This is a genomic window from Luteimonas flava, assembly GCF_036584485.1.
In the GTDB taxonomy this organism is placed as follows: domain Bacteria; phylum Pseudomonadota; class Gammaproteobacteria; order Xanthomonadales; family Xanthomonadaceae; genus Luteimonas; species Luteimonas flava.
On record NZ_JAZHBM010000001.1, the window covers coordinates 818,982 to 834,961 of the forward strand.

15 protein-coding genes are annotated in these 15,980 nt (G+C 67.4%); 11 read left to right on the forward strand and 4 right to left on the reverse strand.

Annotation, left to right across the window (positions count from 1 at the left end; translation table 11 throughout):
- Nucleotides 1–179: 179 nt before the first annotated feature.
- The 4 genes from V3391_RS03905 to V3391_RS03920 all read left to right on the forward strand — a co-directional run bounded on the left by V3391_RS03905 (nucleotide 180) and on the right by V3391_RS03920 (nucleotide 4,210).
- Nucleotides 180–545 (forward strand): FecR family protein, encoded by a 366-nt coding sequence (locus V3391_RS03905; RefSeq protein WP_332077088.1) that lies wholly within the window; start codon nucleotides 180–182, stop codon nucleotides 543–545.
- Between the two features lie 2 nt (nucleotides 546–547).
- Nucleotides 548–1,159, forward strand: a complete 612-nt coding sequence (locus V3391_RS03910) for an OmpA family protein (protein WP_332077089.1) — start codon at nucleotides 548–550, stop codon at nucleotides 1,157–1,159.
- 43 nt (nucleotides 1,160–1,202) lie between these two features.
- Entirely contained in the window at nucleotides 1,203–3,311 is a 2,109-nt protein-coding gene (locus V3391_RS03915; RefSeq protein ID WP_332077090.1) for a CHASE2 domain-containing protein, read from the forward strand.
- A gap of 137 nt (nucleotides 3,312–3,448) precedes the next feature.
- On the forward strand, nucleotides 3,449–4,210 hold the full coding sequence (locus tag V3391_RS03920; RefSeq protein WP_332077091.1) for a class I SAM-dependent methyltransferase: 762 nt from the start codon (nucleotides 3,449–3,451) through the stop codon (nucleotides 4,208–4,210).
- Nucleotides 4,211–4,249: 39 nt separating this feature from the next.
- On the opposite strand, the gene V3391_RS03925 is transcribed toward V3391_RS03920, so the two are convergent.
- From V3391_RS03925 to V3391_RS03935, 3 genes are all read right to left on the reverse strand, one after another.
- The gene (locus V3391_RS03925) at nucleotides 4,250–4,690 is read right to left on the reverse strand and encodes an FKBP-type peptidyl-prolyl cis-trans isomerase (protein ID WP_332077092.1); all 441 of its coding nucleotides are present in this window, start codon (nucleotides 4,688–4,690) and stop codon (nucleotides 4,250–4,252) included.
- Nucleotides 4,691–4,791: 101 nt separating this feature from the next.
- The gene (locus V3391_RS03930; protein ID WP_332077093.1) at nucleotides 4,792–5,640 is read right to left on the reverse strand and encodes an ion transporter; all 849 of its coding nucleotides are present in this window, start codon (nucleotides 5,638–5,640) and stop codon (nucleotides 4,792–4,794) included.
- Nucleotides 5,641–5,780: 140 nt separating this feature from the next.
- Nucleotides 5,781–7,106 (reverse strand): hypothetical protein, encoded by a 1,326-nt coding sequence (locus V3391_RS03935; RefSeq protein WP_332077094.1) that lies wholly within the window; start codon nucleotides 7,104–7,106, stop codon nucleotides 5,781–5,783.
- A gap of 312 nt (nucleotides 7,107–7,418) precedes the next feature.
- On the opposite strand from V3391_RS03935, the gene V3391_RS03940 reads away from it, so the two are divergent.
- The 4 genes from V3391_RS03940 (at nucleotide 7,419) to V3391_RS03955 (ending at nucleotide 12,973) form a co-directional block, all read left to right on the forward strand.
- Nucleotides 7,419–9,752, forward strand: coding sequence for a S9 family peptidase (locus tag V3391_RS03940; RefSeq protein ID WP_332077095.1), 2,334 nt, complete (start codon nucleotides 7,419–7,421; stop codon nucleotides 9,750–9,752).
- Nucleotides 9,753–9,871: 119 nt separating this feature from the next.
- Nucleotides 9,872–10,981, forward strand: coding sequence for a DUF4474 domain-containing protein (locus tag V3391_RS03945; protein ID WP_332077096.1), 1,110 nt, complete (start codon nucleotides 9,872–9,874; stop codon nucleotides 10,979–10,981).
- A 340-nt stretch (nucleotides 10,982–11,321) separates the two neighbouring features.
- A complete protein-coding gene (locus tag V3391_RS03950; protein WP_332077097.1) occupies nucleotides 11,322–12,239 on the forward strand; it encodes an ATP-binding cassette domain-containing protein in 918 nt (305 codons plus the stop codon).
- Complete coding sequence (locus V3391_RS03955; RefSeq protein ID WP_332077098.1) at nucleotides 12,236–12,973, forward strand: ABC transporter permease; 738 nt, start codon at nucleotides 12,236–12,238, stop codon at nucleotides 12,971–12,973. The genes V3391_RS03950 and V3391_RS03955 overlap by 4 nt, the downstream gene beginning before the upstream one ends.
- Before the next feature lie 45 nt (nucleotides 12,974–13,018).
- Here the strand turns inward: V3391_RS03955 and V3391_RS03960 are convergent, their stop codons facing one another.
- Entirely contained in the window at nucleotides 13,019–13,450 is a 432-nt protein-coding gene (locus V3391_RS03960) for a VOC family protein (protein WP_332077099.1), read from the reverse strand.
- A gap of 269 nt (nucleotides 13,451–13,719) precedes the next feature.
- On the opposite strand from V3391_RS03960, the gene V3391_RS03965 reads away from it, so the two are divergent.
- The 3 genes from V3391_RS03965 (at nucleotide 13,720) to V3391_RS03975 (ending at nucleotide 15,956) form a co-directional block, all read left to right on the forward strand.
- Nucleotides 13,720–14,451 carry a 2OG-Fe(II) oxygenase gene (locus V3391_RS03965; protein ID WP_332077100.1) on the forward strand — a complete coding sequence of 244 codons (732 nt, stop codon included), beginning with the start codon at nucleotides 13,720–13,722 and terminating at the stop codon, nucleotides 14,449–14,451.
- 258 nt (nucleotides 14,452–14,709) lie between these two features.
- Nucleotides 14,710–15,528, forward strand: a complete 819-nt coding sequence (locus tag V3391_RS03970; protein WP_332077101.1) for a DUF5694 domain-containing protein — start codon at nucleotides 14,710–14,712, stop codon at nucleotides 15,526–15,528.
- A 227-nt stretch (nucleotides 15,529–15,755) separates the two neighbouring features.
- Nucleotides 15,756–15,956, forward strand: coding sequence for a hypothetical protein (locus V3391_RS03975; RefSeq protein WP_332077102.1), 201 nt, complete (start codon nucleotides 15,756–15,758; stop codon nucleotides 15,954–15,956).
- Nucleotides 15,957–15,980 lie beyond the last annotated feature (24 nt).

Below are 15,980 nucleotides of genomic sequence, written 5' to 3' on the forward strand. Positions count from 1 at the left end.
ACGATTCCAAGACGGTGCTGCATGGCTTGGGGAACGGGCCACGCGGCACCGCACGGCGCGCTGCCGCCCGACCGGGTGTACACACAATCAGGGGAACACCGATGTCGAAGGTATTGGCTTTGCTGGCTGCCGCATGGCTGGCGTGCAGCGCTTTGCCCGTCTCTGCGACGGATCAGCACGTGGGACTGGTGAAAGGCGTCTCAGGCAGCGTCAGCATCGTGCAGGCCAGCGCCACGCGCGCCGCGGAAGCGGGCACCCAGCTGCAGGTGGCCGATCGCATCATCACGGCGCCGGGCGCGACGGCATCGATCGTGTTCCGCGACGGCACCATGCTCACGCTCGGCGGCGGCGCGGACGTCCACGTGCGCGATTACGTGTTCGAGCCGAAGGCCAACCGCTACGCGTTCTCGGTCTACATGGGGCAGGGTTCGGCGATCTACGAGTCCGGCAAGATCGGCCGCCTGGCGCCGGAATCGGTGAAGGTGGAGACGCCGCAGGCCACGGTGGGCGTGCGCGGCACGCGGTTTCTGATCGAGGCGAACTGAGCATGGCGAACGTCTGCCGCGGCCAATGGCACGTCTTCGTGCTGCTCGTGATGGCCGCATGCCTGTCCGCATGCTCCGCTGCGCCCACGCGCGTGACCCTGCTGCCCGACCAGGACGGCAAGGTCGGCGCGGTAGTGGTGCACAACGCGCACGGTCAGCAGCGGCTCGACCAGGCCTACGGCCGCGTCGACGCCGGCACGTCGGCCGCGCCGGCGCAGGCGAAGGCCGACTCGCGCGAGGCCTTCGAGACGAAACACCGCGCCCTGCTCGATGCGCAGCCCACGCCGCCGCTGAGCTTCGTGCTGAATTTTCTGTTCGACAGCATGGAGCTCACGCCCGAGTCCCGGCGGAGGCTGCCCGAGGTGCTGGAAGCGGTGCGCAACCGCCTGCCGACCGAAGTGACGGTGTTCGGCTATGCCGATTCCGCCGGCGCACCCGCCTACAACCTGCAGCTCTCGGCCGAGCGCGCACGCGCGGTGGCCGCGTTGCTGCGGAAGATCGATCCGGAACTGCCGATGCAGCTGGACTGGTTCGGCGACAAGTCGCCGCTGGTGCCCACGCCGCCCGGCAAGCCCGAGCCGCGCAATCGTCGCGCGGAGATCCTGATCCTGTGAGGCAAGCGGCCATCCGGCCCAAGGCACGACCGGAGCGCATGCGATGCGCCGAGTAGACGCGCGCGCCCAGCCGCCGGGCATCGCGGCCGGAAAGAGTCGCCGGCAGGACCTGCTGTTGCTGGTGCTCGGCGTTTTGATCGCCGTGGCGATCGGCGTGGCGGGGCTGCTGCGCGCCGCACCGGTCCAACGCCTCGACAACGCCGCGCTCGACACGCTGATGCGTGGGACGGCGACCGGCGTGTCGGCACCGGACACGGTGGTCGTCGACATCGACGACGTCAGCCTGTCGGCGGTCGGCCAGTGGCCGTGGCCGCGCTACCGCCTCGCGGCGCTGGTGGAGCGTATCGCCGCCGAACGCCCCTCTGCCATCGCGCTCGACGTGCTGCTGCCCGAGGCGGACCGGGTGTCGCTGGCCGACATCCAGAAGACCTTCCAGCGCGACTTCGGCCTCGATGTCGCCATCACCGGCGTGCCCGAAGGCCTGCTCGACAACGACGGTTACCTGGGCCAGGCGATGTCCGATGCCGGCGTGGTCGGCGCGCGCTATTTCTACTTCGATCACGGCACCGGCGAGACCACGCCCACGCGTCCCGGCGTGGGGTTCGAGGGGGCGTTGGATGCGCTGGCGCTCGACCGCGCGCACGGGGTGCTCGACAACGTCGGCGCGATCGGTGCGCAGACCCGCGTCAGCGGCTTCGTCAACATGCAGGTCGACGGCGATGGCGTACTGCGACGCCTGCCGCTGCTGATCGAGTATCGCGGCGTGTTGTATCCGAGCCTGGCGCTGGCCACCACGATGCAGGCGCTGGGCGTGTCGTCCGGCGAAGTGGTGACCGGCCGCGATGGTCCCTCGCTCGTGATCGGACCGCACGTTGTGCCGATCGATCGCAGCGGCGATGCGCTGCTGCGCTTCGATGGCCCGCCGTCGGACTACGCCAGCGTCTCGGCCGTCGACGTCCTGGCGGGACGACTCGCGCCGGAGCATCTGCACGGCAAGGTGGTCGTCATCGGGTCGTCGGCCGTGGGCCTGGGCGATCGCCACGTCACCGCCTTGAGTCGCGCGTTCTCGGGTTCGAAAGTGCAGTCGGCGCTGATGCAGAACATGTTCGACGGGCGCGTGTTGCGATCGCCGGAGTGGGGCGCCGGCGCGGCGCTCGCGCTCGGACTGGTGATCGCGTTGCTGCAGGGCGGTCTGCTCGTCGCGGGGCGCAGCCTGTTGACGGTGGCGATCGTGACGCTGGGCATGATGCTCGCGCTCGGCGCACTGGCGGTCGCCGGTTTCAAATCCTTCGGCCTCGTGCTGCCCGTTGCCGCGCCTGCGCTGGTCGGGTCGACCGTGCTGATCGCGGCCTCCGTGATCCGGTTCTGGGCGCAGCAGCGCCATGCGCGGCGTTGGCGGCGGCAGCTCGAGAACGCGCGGCAGGTCACGATCGAATCGATGTCGGCGGTCGCCGAAACGCGCGACCCCGAGACCGGCGCGCACATCAAGCGCACCCAGCACTACGTGCGCGCCATCGCGCAGCGCCTGCGCGACACTGGCCGCTACGCCGACGTGCTGACCGACGCCTACATCGACCTGCTGTTCCTGTCGGCGCCGCTGCACGACATCGGCAAGGTCGGCGTGCCCGACCACATCCTGCTCAAGCCGGGTCCGCTGACCGAAGCCGAATGGGTGCTGATGCGCCGGCACGCCGAGTTCGGCCGCACCATCATTCTGAGCACGTCGCGCCACATCGAAGGCGACAACTTCCTGTCGGTGGCGGCCGAGATCGCCGCCACGCATCACGAGAAGTGGGACGGCTCCGGCTATCCGGCCGGCCTGAAGGGCCCGGCGATTCCGCTGTCGGGCCGCATCATGGCGGTGGCCGACGTCTACGACGCGCTCGTCAACCGGCGCTGCTACAAGCCGCCGTTCCCCCACGCCCAGGCGATGGCGATGATGGGCGAACTGCGCGGCGCGACCTTCGACCCGGCCGTGCTCGATGCCTTCTTCGAAATCGAAGATGAGATCACCCGCATCGCCGGCGAATTCCGCGACGAAGCCGCAGCGGCGGCGGCCGGCGGCGGCGCGCATGTCGGCAGCGATGCGTTCTACGACGGCGCGGACGCCGGCCTCGGCTTCGCGACGCCGGCGTTGGCGGTACAGGACTGACGGTCCGGCCGGTGCTGCGCCGGCGTGGATCCGCGCGGCGAGCGGCATGTGAGCGACGCAAACGGCATCACCGCGCGGTGGCAGCCTCGGGTGCAGGCTCGAATCCTCGGCATCGCCGCAGCTGACCGGAGCCTGCCATGCGCCAGATCACGACATTCGCGCTACTCACGCTGATGGTGTGCACGGGGCCGGCGTGCTCTGCGCCGCCGCCTGCGCAATCGACCGCAACACCGACCACCGCAGCCGTTGCCGAGAACGCGCCGACGTACGGTTCCGTGCGACGCAGCGCGGACGGCATCGGCAAGACCTACCAGGGCCGCGAGATCTCGGCCGTCATGGGCTGGCAGGGTGCCGCGTGGCTGGAGCGCGAGGAACGCGAGCGCGAGGAGCGCGGCAGCCTGCTGTTGCAGGAACTGGCGCTGGAGCCGGGCATGGCGATCGCGGATGTCGGCGCGGGCACCGGCTACTACGCGCGTCGCATGGCGCCGTTGGTGGCGCCCGGCGGCACGATCTACGCGGTGGACGTGCAGCCGCAGATGGTGGCGATGCTCACGCAGCTGGCCGCACAGCCGGGACTCGACACCCTCGTGCCGGTGCAGGCCAGCGCCACCGATCCCGGACTCGCGCCGGAGTCGATCGATCTTGCGCTGATGGTCGACGTCTATCACGAGCTGGAATACCCGCACGAGGTGCTCCAGTCGCTGGTGCGTGCGCTGCGGCCCGGCGGGCGACTGGTGTTCGTCGAGTACCGCGCCGAAGACGACGACGTGCCGATCAAGCCGCTGCACAAGATGAGCGAAGCGCAGATCCGCAAGGAAGCGGCGCTGCATCCGCTGGTCTGGGAGCGCACCGCCGACACATTGCCGTGGCAGCACGTGGTGGTGTTCCGCAAGCGCTGAAGACCGCGAGGTCCCAGCGCGTGCGTGTACGCACGTCGCTTACTTGCGCACGTCCAGCAGTTCCACCTCGAACACCAGCGACGCGCCCGGCGGAATCACGCCGCCTGCGCCGCTGTCGCCGTAGCCGAGCCAGGCCGGAATGTGCAGCTCGCGCGTACCGCCCGGCCGCATGCCGGCGACGCCTTCGTCCCAGCCGCGAATGACGCGACCGGCGCCGAGTTCGAACACGAAGGGCTGGCCGCGATCGTGCGAACTGTCGAACTGCGCGCCCCGCTTGTCGGTGGCGCTCTCGTCGTAGAGCCAGCCGGTGTAGTGCACGGTGACCGTGTCGCCGGTTGCCGCAGGCGCGCCGTCGCCCGCCGTCACGTCGATGCGCTGCAGTTCGGGCACGTCGCCACCGCTGTAGGGCGGCGGGCTGCCGCAAGCGGCGAGCAGCAGGACGGACAGGCAGGCGATGTGGCGGAGCGATCGACGGGTCATGGGATTCGGCGTTGCGGACAGGCGTGGCAGGGTAGCCCAAGGCGACGATGGCGATGCGGCGACGTCTACGCACGTTGCGCGATCGACAGAACTTCTACGCACTAGTTCGATCCGCGCGTCTGCAGCAGTTCACGCAGATCGCGGATCTCGCCACGCAGTGCACGCACTTCCGTCTGCAGCTCGGCCTCGATGTGGTCCTGGGTGCGGTCGATCGCATCCAGCGTGTCGTCGTGCTCGGCCTTGGACACCGTCTGCATCGCATCGACGATGACGCCGATAAAGAGGTTGAGCATGGTGAAGCTGGCGACGAGGATGAAGGGAATGAAGAACGCCCAGGCGTAAGGGAACTCGGCCATCATCGGGCGCGTCGTGCCGGTGGACCAGCTGTCGAGCGTCATGATCTCGAACAGCGAATACAGCGAGCGGCCGAGCGTGCCGAAGCGGTCCGGGTAGGCGCCACCGAACAGGTTGGTCGCGATCACCGCGCACACGTAATAGATGATCAGCAGCACCGCGCCGATCGACAGCAGGCCGGGTACGGCGCCGAGCAGGGCGCCGACCACGCGGCGCATCGACGGCACGATGGTCAGCACGCGCAGCACGCGCAAGACACGCAACGCACGCAGCACTGAGAACGGGCCGGTGGCCGGCACGAGTGCGATCGCGACGACGGCGAAGTCGAACAGACTCCAGGGATCGCGGAAGAACTGCGTGCGGTGCACATACAGGCGGATCGCGATCTCGATGACGAAGACCGTCAGGATCGCGCTGTCGATCGCGCGAATCACATCGCCGCCCGCGGCCATGATCCCCGGCGAGGTTTCCAGGCCCAGCAGCACGGCATTGACGATGATCAGCGCCAGAATGCCCGCCTGCACGCGCGGGTGGACGATGCAGGCGTGCAGTCGGCCACGCAGGCCGGAATGCGGAAATGGTCGGGTCTCGCGCATGGCGTCTCCGGAAGGCGCGGTGCGAAAACCGGCGGGTCGGAACGGACAACAGAGCGGACCCATTGGAATGTCGCATCGGCGATGCGTCAAGTTCGCGGGGGGCACCTGCGACGTCCGGTCGCGCCTGTACCTGCACCCGGTCAGGGTGGCGACGCAGACACCTCGCGCACGAGCGTCATATCGCCTGCGCGCGGACCCGGTGTCACAGTCCAGCCCGGCGCCAGGGTCAGCGTCCAGCCTTCGCCGCGTCTGCCATCCCCGTTGCGCGGCAGCGCCACGGTCGCACGCGTGTAATCGGCGTGGATCAGCGCCGCACCTCCCTCGACGACGTCGAGCGCGCCCCAGGTGTCGGTCAGCCGCAGAGTCGGGTAGACGGTGCCGATGTCGTCGAGCGCGGCAAGCGTCTGCGGATTGAACTGGACATTCATGTGCTGCAGCGGCAACACGAGCACCGGGCCGTCCACGAGCGTCGCGCGCCAGTGCGACACCCGGGCCAGACGTTCCCGGTCACGCGCGTCCTCAGCGCTGCGCAGGCTGCCATCGGCGTCGTAACGGCGCTGGCGGGCATCGAGATCGGCGAGCGCCGCGACGTCGATGCGGAGCGCCTGCGCGAGCAGGATGCCGAGGTCGGCATCCGCGCCGAGCCGGCTGCGCCACGTGGGATCGGCGTCGTCGAGCAGCAGTCCGTAGGGCGGACCGCTGGCATACGCGAACGAACGCACGAAGCTGGGTGCGCCGATGAACCGGGCGAGGTCGAACACGGCGAAAGCGCGGCGCTCCTCGTCGCGCGCCAGGCCCAGGCGCACGCCGGTGTACTCGGCGATGCCTTCGTTGATTTCGAGCGCCGCTTCCTCTGCGGCCGCATCGGCGAACAGGCGACGGCGTTCGGCGCGGAACGCGAGCGCATCGCCGACGTGCGCACGGCGGACATCGGCGTCGACCGCCAGTACCGCGCGGGCGAGCGCGCGCCATTCGAGTTGCAGCAGATAGCGGCCGTCCCGCGTGTCGAGATGGCGGTTACCGGCTTCCTTGCGCGTGAGGCCGAGCGTCGGCTGGATGCGGTGGAACATCTCGTGCATCAGCAGCACGCGCAGCAGGCTCGATTCCTGCGGCACCGGCCACAGCAGTTGCGTCCAGTCCGAGCCCGACCACTCCACGCGCGTATTCGCGAGAATCGCCGTCTCCGGCAACGTGCCGACGAAGACGCCCTCCTGCTCGACGAGCACACCGCCGGGATCCTGACGGTTCGCGATGACCGCACGATCCGCTGGATCGACGACGAGGATCGGTCCGCACAGCGATTCGCCCCACAGCGCGCCGCCGTCGCGCCCGCACAGCGTGTCCGCCGTCTCGAAGACGCGGACCGCGCCGTCGCGATCGGGCGCGGCCTGCACGGGCATCGCGACGGCGCACGCCAGCAGGCACGTCAGGGCGGCAAGGGCATGCAGCGGATACGGACGGGACATGGCGTCATCGTGCGGGCGTCATTGCACGGAGCATAGCCAAGCCGTGCGTCCTGATAGAAGTGCGCGCGGGCAGAGGGATCACACCGCACGTCGCCGCGGCGTGCCCTGCTGCTGCAAGGCATGCAGATGCCACGCATGTCGGACGTTCGGCACATCGCAGCATGCCCGCTTTCGGTTACGGTGCCGGACACCGTTGATTACCGGGAATTCCGCGCAATGGCGTCAGCAATGTTCCGTTCGATGGTCTCCTGTATCGCGTTCGTTCTAATGCCCGTGGTGGGCGCAGCGGCGCCGTCGCAGTCGCAAACAGAGATGTCGGACGCCTATGCTCGAGCTGCGCGTGTGCTCGACGGCAACCTCGCCGGCGAGATGCGCAATGCGCGCGTCGTGCCGCACTGGATCGAGGGTGGCGACCGCTTCTGGTACCGGCGCGACGGCGCTGATGGTGTGGAATGGGTGATCGTCACCGCATCGACCGGCGAACGCGTGCCCGCCTTCGATGCAGGACGCCTGCGTGAGGCGACCATGCGCGCGGTGAGTGGCACCGCGCTGCCCGATGATCTGCCGGTGACCGGCATCACCGCGACGGATGTCACGCTCACGCTCGCGGGTCGCAGCGTGCGTTGCATGCTGGCCGATTACGTCTGCACCGGTACTGCAGTGCCTGCGACGCCTGGTGTCCTGTGGTCGCCGGACGGCGAGCACGGCGTCTTCGTGCGCGAGCACAATCTGTGGCTGCAGTCGCGCGACGCCGCCGAGCCGGTGCAACTGACCCACGATGGCGTCGAACATTTTGCGTACGGCACGCCGCCAGGCACGTCGCTGTTCGCGGTTCCGCGCATGCGTGCGCGCCAGCCGCTGCCGCCGTCCGGGCTGAATTGGTCGCCAGACGGCAAGCGCCTGATCAGCCTGCGCGTCGACGAGCGCAATGTGCGGCCATATCCCTTCGTCGAATCCGTGCCGCAGGACGGCAGCCACGGTCCGAAGCTCTGGTTACCGCGGATTCCATTGCTCGGTGATGCCGAACGCGGCATGCCCGAGGTCGTGGTACTGGACGTCGCGACCCGGGCTGCAACAGCCGTGCGGCTGCCGGATGGCTGGCAATTCGCGCAGACCGTTTTCCACTGGTCCCAGGACGGTGTACGCGCCTGGGGCCTCTCCGCGACGCGCGCGCAAAGTGAGATCGCACTGGCGGAAATCGATCTGGCCAAAGGTGCAGTGCGCCTGGTCGTGCGTGAGCAGACGCAGGGGATCGGTCGCTTCAATGCCTTCGTCTACAGCCCGCCGAACGTGCGGATTCTCGAAGACAGCAACGAAGCGGTGTGGTTCTCCGAACGCGACGGATGGGGGCAGCTCTATCTCTACGACCTCGCGACCGGCGCGCTGACGCGCCAGCTGACCAGTGGCCAGCGCACGGTCCGTGACCTCATCGGCGTCGACGTGGCGCAGCGACACTTGTTCTTCACTGCAGGCGGCACCGACGCGGATCCTGATCCGTACCAGGTGCATCTGCACGCGGTATCGCTCGATGGCGGCGCGGCGCGACTGCTCACGCCGGAAGCGGGCGTGCACGCCGTCGGGCGTACGCCGATCGGCAATGGCGTTCCCGGCTCCGGTTCGACTGCGGGCCTGTCGCCCGATGGCAAATGGCTGGTCGACACCTGGTCGAGCTTCGAGCAGCCTCCGGTGACGGTGCTGCGTTCGGCGGTGGATGGCCAGGTGGTGCGCACGCTGGAAACCGCTGACGTGTCGGCGCTGATCGACGCCGGCTGGCGCGCGCCGACGCGGGTCAAGCTGCTGTCCGCCGACGGCCGCACGCCGATCTGGGGCTCGGTCTACTTCCCGCGCGACATGCAGCCAGGGCTCAAGTATCCGGTGATCGATGCGATCTATGCCGGGCCCCAGGTGATCAACGCTGCGCCGGCCTACGAGGAAGCCGTCGCCGCATTGAATCCGCGTGCGCGGGCCAGCCTGGCGGAACTCGGCTTCATCGTGGTCACCATCGATGCACGCGGCACGCCCGGCCGCTCCAAGGCCTTCAACAATTTCAGCTACGAGGCATTCGCGGAACCGGCGCTTGCAGACCACGTCGCCGGCATTCGCCAGCTGGCCGCGCGCTACGGCAACTTCGATCTCGACCGGGTCGGCATCTACGGCCATTCGTTCGGCGGCTACACGTCCGCGCGCGGCATCCTGAGCTATCCGGACTTCTTCAAGGTCGCGGTCTCCTCTGCCGGCCCGCACAATTTCCAGGGGTTCTACTCGGTCGAAGGCCTGTTCCCGGCACCTGATTACGGCAATGAGCGCGTAGCCGCGCCCGATCCGCAGGCGATCCCGCTGAACTACGCGCCGCTCGATTCGTTGCCGCTGGCGTCGCAGCTCAAAGGCAAACTGCTGCTGGTCTACGGTGAGCTCGATGAGAACGCGCCACCGACCACCACCCTGCAGCTGATCGACGCGTTGACCAGGGCCAACAAGCCGTACGACCTGCTGTATCTGCCGAACCGCGACCACGGCTTTTTCCGGACCGACGCGTACTACACGCAACGGATGTGGGATTACTTCGTCGAGCATCTGCTGGGCGAGACGCCACCGACCGACTTCACGCTGGAACTGAAAGCGCCGGTGTCGACCAGCGGTTTCTGACTGGTCGGAAGCGACGGGGCAGAAGATGCATCCACTCGGGCGGTCTAGGGTCCGCCCGAGTGATGCACCGTCGCGCGTAACGCTACGCTCGACGTGTCGCCGCCTGCTGGACCGTCCCCATGAATGCGATCGTCGATGCCGTCCGTGATTTCGTCCAGACGACTGCCCAGACCTACCAGAGCGCTGTCCAGCCCAGGATCGATGCGCTGGGCGAGGCCGTCGGACAGATGGTGGAGGACGCGGTGGTCAGTGGCGTGCAGTCGCTGGCGTCGGATCCTCTGGGTTACGCCGTTGACGCCTACCTGCTTCCGGCCACAGTCGGCGCGACAGTGTTGGCGCCCGCGTTCGAAGTCGGCGCCGCCGTCCACCAGGCCGGCGGTCCCGGCGTGGTGGCTTTGAATCTGGCACTCCACGGGCGCAATGAGGCCGTGCGCATCCAGCATGAGCTGCAGCAGAATCCGTCCGGTTTCGTCGACTGGCTGCTGGGTCCGGACGGGCCGAAGGTGTCAGACATCACGGCGCAGGTGCCGGGCCTGCAGAGCGCGATCGGCAATGCGATGGACATCGCCATGGGCAACCGCTGGATCGCGGGGCCGGTGGGGCAGGCGTTCGGCTTCGAGTACGACGCGCGCAACGACATCTACACGACCAACGAAACGTCGATCCAGAGCTACGGCGGTTTCCACGACATCTACGACCAGGCCGGCAAGGGCCTCGGCATGGATCTCGACGAGAGCGTCATGACGTTCACCGTCGGCGATGTCGAATACCGGCTGGAGCTGTGGAAGGGGGATTACGGCGCAGGCGGGGCATTCGGTGGCGAGATCGCGCTGTACACCAACGGTGCCGGCGATCGTGGCGCGCTGGGCGATCAGCTCGAACAGATCGACGGGTACTACTCGGCCGCGAATGGCGACAACCAGATCGGCATGTCGCAGACGATCTACAACACCGAGACCGGCGAGGTGTATTTCACCAGTACCGGCAGTGAAACCCAGTTCTGGAATCTCGCGATCCGCACCGATCCCGCGATCAACCACGAGAACCTCGGCCAGCGTGGCGAGCTGACGCTGCCCGCGGACATGGCCGCAGGCGAGCAGTCCGCGCTGGCGGACGCGATCGTCGAACAGCTGGAAAGCAAGGACGGCATTGAAGACGTGCAGGTCCGAACGAATGCGGACGGCTCGACGTCGATCTCTTATGACTGGAGCGGCGAAGGCGATCGCTGAGTGGAACCCGGCGCGCTGGCGCCAGTTGCGAACGCGTTGAGGCAGCAATGACTCGGCCGGATTGACGCGCCGGATGTCGACTGGGCATCCATCAGACCACCTGCGGCTCCTGTATCGATCGAACCCCGGCGCTTGGCGCAGGTGGGTTCTGCAACTGTGCACTCGCCCATCGATCTGCGGATTGCACGCCTCCAGTGGATGCGTCATCGGCGTGTGTCCAGACGGACCTGCAGAGGGGGATGCCGCACGCGATGAACCAAATCCCGCACGCACGGTCTGATCTGGTGCTTCGCATGCGTGGGGCCTCTGATCTGTCGTGTCCACGGAAGGATGTGCCTCCATGTCGCTTGCGATCGAACTGCGTGCCGTCGACAAGTCCTTCGGGCACCACCCTGTGCTGCGGCAACTCGATCTGCAGGTGCCCGAACGCAGTGTGTTCGCGTTTCTCGGCAACAACGGCCATGGCAAGTCTACGACGATCCGCCTGATCGCCGGTCTCGCGCATGCCGATGCGGGCAACGTGCAGGTGCTGGGCCGCGACATCCGGCGCGAACGGGAACAGGCGCTCGCCGACATGGGCTGCCTGATCGAAGCCCCCAGCGCGTACCCCAATCTCACCGCCCACGAATTCCTGTCGATCGCGACGCGGCTCAAGCGTCTGCCCGCCACCGAGATTGGCCGCGTGCTGGACGTCGTCGGGCTGCAAGTCGACCGGCGTCAGCGCATCGCGCATTTCTCGCTCGGCATGAAGCAGCGGCTCGCGCTCGCGTTCGCGCTGGTCGGCAAGCCGCGCCTGCTGGTACTCGACGAGCCGACCAACGGCCTCGATCCGGACGGCATGCAGGACATCCGCCGTCTGCTGTCGACACTGCCCGAGCGCGCCGGCTGCACGATCTTCTTCTCCAGCCATCTGCTGGACGAGGTGGAGAAGACCGCGACCCACATGGCGGTGCTGCGATCCGGCTCGGTGCGGCTGCAGGCGTCGATCCGCGATCTGACCCGGGCCTTGCCCAGTGTGCTTTCGCTGGATGTCGACGCGCCGGCGCGCGCAGCTGCCGTGCTGCAGGCCGGTGGTCACGCGGCCGTGGTGGACGGGGCAGGGCGGGTCGCGATTGCGGACGTGACACGCGAGGCTGCCGGGCAGGTGCATCGCACGCTGCTGGACGCAGGCCTCACGATGTTCGAATCGGTGCACCGCAAACCGAGCCTGGAGCAATGGTTCCTGGACACCGCGGGCGCCGAGGGCGACGCGCCATGATCGGTCAGCTGCTTCTGGTCGAGCTGCTGAAGATCCGGCGCTCGCTCGTGCTCGTGATGACTCTGGTCTGTCCGCTGGCGATCGTGGGTTTCATGTTCCTGATGACGCTGCGGGCGTGGGACCCGCCGGAGATGACCGGCGCGGACATGGCGCGGTTCTGGTCGGATGTCGTGTCGACCTGGGCCTACTTCATGCTGCCGCTGTTCGTCGCGCTCGTCACGAGCCTCATCCACGGCCACGAGCATCGCAACCAGACATGGCGGCTGATGCTCAGCCTGCCGATCGGTGTGGACGCGCTCTATATCGCCAAGGCGTTGCTGGCGATCGCACTGACGCTGTGCGCCCACGTCATCCTGCTGGTGTCGATCGTGCTGGCGCTCTGGGCGTTCGGCCTGGCCGGCTACGATCTGACCGGCGCGTTCGACCTGCGCTCGTGGCGCGTGCTGTGGGCGCCTGCCGCGGCGGCGCTGCCGATGCTGGCGATCCAGCACGGTCTGGCGTGGCACTTCCGCAGTCTCGTACCGCCGTTGTCGATGGCGGTGGTCGCCACGTTCGTCGGCATGGAACTCGCCGCGACCAGGCTCTGGGTCTGGGTGCCCTGGAGTTACCCGACGGTGTCGATCACCGCGCAGACCGTCGAGGCGCAGCGGCTGGCGTTGCTGTTGTCGCCGGTGATCGGCGCGGTGGTGTTCCAGCTGGGTCTTCGCCGGCTGCGACGGCAGGAGATCGTCTGACGGGCGTTCCGGACCGTGGCCTCGCGCGGCAACCCGCGCTGTCGATCAGGCTGGTGTCGACGGATTGGTATTCACCATCCACGGCACGCCGAACCGGTCCACCAGCGCGCCGTAACCGGGCGACCAGAATGTCGCCGCGAACGGCATGACGGCACGGCCACCTTCGCAGAGCTGTTCGAACCAGCGTCTGGCTTCTGCGATGTCGTCGGTGTGCAGGCTGACGTCGAAGCCGTTCTTGGGCTTGGCGATGTTCGCTGCCCAGGCCACATCCATGTCGGCGCCCATCAATGCCTGATCGTTGATTTCCAGCCAGCAGTGCATCAGCCAGTCCTTGTATTTCGCGTCGGTGATCGGCATGCCGGGCGGCGCGTCGCCGTAGGGATATGCGGCCGTGATCCTGCCGCCGAGCACCTTGGCGTAGAACTCGAATGCTTCGCGGCATCGCCCTTGGAAGCTCAGGCTGGTGACGAGTTTCATGTCCGCGTCCTCGAGTGTCGATGGTGTTGAATCGCCCGTGTACGCCCGCGATCGTGAGCGATGCGCGAACGCCGAACAACTTCTAGTGATGGATGCTCGCGAGCCGCGAAACGGCATGTTTAGAAGCGGCGTATGGAATCGGTATTTCCGGCAATGCCTGAGCTCGTGGGATCGTGCCGGCCTTGCGGTATTCCGCTTGGGCCCTGCTTTGAGATTTCTTTCGTAGAATGCCGGGCCCGACCTTCGGTCCATTTTTGTTCCTCGCGCCCATGCAGTCTGACACCTCTGCTTTCGCCATCAGTCGTGAGATCGATGTCGCCGAGTCCATTCGTGGATTCCGGGAGCACGGAATCGTGCAGATTCCCGGGATCTTCGAGGCAGGCACCGCTGAGCGACTGCATCGGTGCCTGATCGACGAAGTGCCGTGGGGGCTCGCCTACGAACTTGCGGGTAAACCGCAGTATCTGGACAGCGCTCGGCTTGCGGCTACGGCGCCCGAGGCAATGCAGGACATCGAGCGACAGATCTTCCGCGAGGCTGCGGCAGGCTTCCAATACCGATACTTCAACTATCCGATTCTCGACGCTTACTTGCAGAAGTGGCCGAACGAAGTGCCGCTGCTGCACGCATTCCTGGAGTTCATCAACGGACCGCAATGGCTTTCGCTGATCCGGCAGGTGTCTGGCATCCATGAACTGATCAAGTGCGATGCCCAGGCATCACTCTACGGTCCCGGCTGCTTCCTGCATCGGCATAGCGACGCGCAGAGCCGCGAAGGCTGGCGCATTGCCTATGTCCTGGGACTGACCCGCAGTTGGCGTCCGGAATACGGTGGCACGCTGCAATTTCTCGACGACCAAGGCAACACCACGCTCGGGTTGCTGCCGCAATTCAATACGCTGAACATGTTTGCTGTGCCTCGCTGGCACATGGTGACGCATGTACCACCATACGCGCCGGCCGAGCGTTACTCGATCACGGGCTGGCTCCGCGATCGTTGAGAGGAGGACCGAATGAGAGCGCACGCGAGGCGCTCCCGGTACTTCGTTACTTTCACTGGCGCCGATTCGGATGAATGATGCTGTGCAGGTTCTTGCGCGCCGATGCAGGACTTCAACCCGGTAAGGCGCCAGGATCCGTAGATCGTCAGGGTCACTTTAGACACGTGCGCGTCCCGAGTGCGAACCGTAGCTTGAGCTCATTCCCAGTCATTTGCGTACGGTTGTGCGTAAGGGCTTCGACTCTGAGGAACCGCCCCGATGTCTTCTCGATTGCCGTGCGCCGCACTCCTGCTCACCACCGCCGCAATGTGCGCGGACGCCCATGCGGCGGCGCCGTCGCCCGAACCGGCCAAGGTGATGATGCTGGGTGTGTTCCATTTCGAGAATCCCGGCCTGGACGTGGTCAAGTCGGAGGTCGTCGACGTCACGACTGACGACAACCAAGCATATCTGATAGGCCTGGCGACGCGCATCGCGGCGTTCCATCCCACCGATGTGCTGGTGGAGTGCGAGCCGTCCGCGCAACCGGTGCAGGACGCCGCCTATGCCGCGTGGCGCGACGGAACGGCAGCGCTGACCGTCGATGAGACGCAGCAGATCGGGTTCCGTGTGGCGAAGGCGGCGGGCCTGCCGGGCGTGACCTGTTTCGACGAGGGCGATGTGCACTGGAATGGCGAGCCGTTGTTCGCGTACGTCGGCGCGCATGCGCCGGCGCAGAAGGTCGCCATGGATGCGGTGTTCGCAGCGCTGTCGGCGCGCACGACCCGCGAGCAGACCACGCTGCCGCTGCACGAGCTGCTGCGTCTGACCAACGATGCCGAACGCGATCGCGAGAACAAGGATCTCTACCTGTTCACCAACGCCGTCGACGCCGGCGGCAGCTTCGTCGGCGCCGATGCGTCGGCGAGCTGGTGGCATCGCAATTTCCGCATGTACGCCAACGTGCAGAAAGCCGCGGCGCCCGGTCATCGCGTACTGGTGATCGCCGGCGCCGGACACACCGCGATCCTCAAGGATCTGCTCGCGATTGACGGCGCGCGGCAGGCCGAGGATGTCACCGGCTATCTGATGCCCTGACCGCACGCGCACCGTCTCCAGACCGCTTCGGGCGCCGCCGCGCGCCGCGGGCGTGTGCGTACCCGCATGCCGGGATTCGCGATCCGCCGCTGCGGACCTCGCCGGCGCAGGTCTGCCGGGCGCGCCGGGCACGCAGCCCGGCCATGCCACGCACGCGCCAGCCGCGTATCCTGTGCGCCGCACGCGCCCGACAGGGCGCGCGCGGATCAGACCTGAGGATGTGGACGATGGCCCGAATGAAGCGCGACCCGACCCGGGAGCGGAACCTGACGCACGATTACGCCAAATGGCTGCTCAACGAGAAGCGCGAGCGGACCGACGCCAACGGCAAGCTGTTCGCGCGCACGCACACCACGCGCGGCCGCCGCTTCCACGGGTACAACGAGGAAGAGGTCTGCAAGATCATCGGCGTGGATTTCTACGGCTGATCGCCCGGCGGGCGGCGCGATCGC

Coding starts and splice junctions, on each gene's coding strand:
- V3391_RS03910 (WP_332077089.1), top strand. CDS start 548: ATGGCGAACGTCTGCCGCGGCCAATGGCACGTCTTCGTGCTGCTCGTG.
- V3391_RS03915 (WP_332077090.1), top strand. CDS start 1,203: ATGCGCCGAGTAGACGCGCGCGCCCAGCCGCCGGGCATCGCGGCCGGA.
- V3391_RS03920 (WP_332077091.1), top strand. CDS start 3,449: ATGCGCCAGATCACGACATTCGCGCTACTCACGCTGATGGTGTGCACG.
- V3391_RS03925 (WP_332077092.1), bottom strand. CDS start 4,690: ATGACCCGTCGATCGCTCCGCCACATCGCCTGCCTGTCCGTCCTGCTG.
- V3391_RS03930 (WP_332077093.1), bottom strand. CDS start 5,640: ATGCGCGAGACCCGACCATTTCCGCATTCCGGCCTGCGTGGCCGACTG.
- V3391_RS03935 (WP_332077094.1), bottom strand. CDS start 7,106: ATGTCCCGTCCGTATCCGCTGCATGCCCTTGCCGCCCTGACGTGCCTG.
- V3391_RS03940 (WP_332077095.1), top strand. CDS start 7,419: ATGTCGGACGCCTATGCTCGAGCTGCGCGTGTGCTCGACGGCAACCTC.
- V3391_RS03945 (WP_332077096.1), top strand. CDS start 9,872: ATGAATGCGATCGTCGATGCCGTCCGTGATTTCGTCCAGACGACTGCC.
- V3391_RS03950 (WP_332077097.1), top strand. CDS start 11,322: ATGTCGCTTGCGATCGAACTGCGTGCCGTCGACAAGTCCTTCGGGCAC.
- V3391_RS03955 (WP_332077098.1), top strand. CDS start 12,236: ATGATCGGTCAGCTGCTTCTGGTCGAGCTGCTGAAGATCCGGCGCTCG.
- V3391_RS03960 (WP_332077099.1), bottom strand. CDS start 13,450: ATGAAACTCGTCACCAGCCTGAGCTTCCAAGGGCGATGCCGCGAAGCA.
- V3391_RS03965 (WP_332077100.1), top strand. CDS start 13,720: ATGCAGTCTGACACCTCTGCTTTCGCCATCAGTCGTGAGATCGATGTC.
- V3391_RS03970 (WP_332077101.1), top strand. CDS start 14,710: ATGTCTTCTCGATTGCCGTGCGCCGCACTCCTGCTCACCACCGCCGCA.
- V3391_RS03975 (WP_332077102.1), top strand. CDS start 15,756: ATGGCCCGAATGAAGCGCGACCCGACCCGGGAGCGGAACCTGACGCAC.